This is a genomic window from Citrobacter sp. VF227, from assembly GCF_052950715.1.
In genome coordinates, this window is the sequence record NZ_JBRFVF010000261.1 from 1 (window position 1) to 514 (window position 514).

The 514-nt window shown below is 64.2% G+C and carries 1 pseudogene; it reads right to left on the minus strand.

Annotated features, from left to right (window positions below):
• A pseudogene (locus tag ACU8YC_RS26220) lies at positions 1–503 on the minus strand (autotransporter adhesin Ag43); the annotation flags it as partial.
• Positions 504–514: the final 11 nt, after the last annotated feature.

Genomic DNA, 514 nt, shown 5'->3' on the forward strand with positions numbered 1-514 from the left:
TAGTTGGCGACCCCGGGCTGCAGCTTACGGGCAAGGGATAAAGCTCCGGCGTCGGTGGTTGACCCGTTAATGGCGTCCACCACTCTGAGGCCGTCCCCGGTGGTAGCGAGCCCCAGCCCGTCAGCTCCGGTATGAGTGAAGTTCAGCCAGGTTTTCCCGGTGACCTGCCCGCCGTCAATGACCAGCATATCCCGCTGAAACTCCGGGTCAGACAGGTTAATCCTCATGTTAATGGTACCGCCCTGACCGACAAGACGGGTCGTGGCGAGTGTGCGGGGCGTGAAGGTGCTGTCAGCGGATGTGGCCGCCAGCCGGGTTCTGACCATATCGCCGGGCTCCGGCCCGATGGTGATGGTGCCGGCGTTTTCAAGGGTGCCCTGGCTGACCACATTCCCGGCAATCGTCAGGGTGGCACTGTCCGTCAGACGGGTGGTGCCGCTCAGGACCGCACCGTGGCCCGCGCTCTGGTTGCCACCACTGGTCACGTCGGTGTTGTCTGCCATCGCCCCGGAAG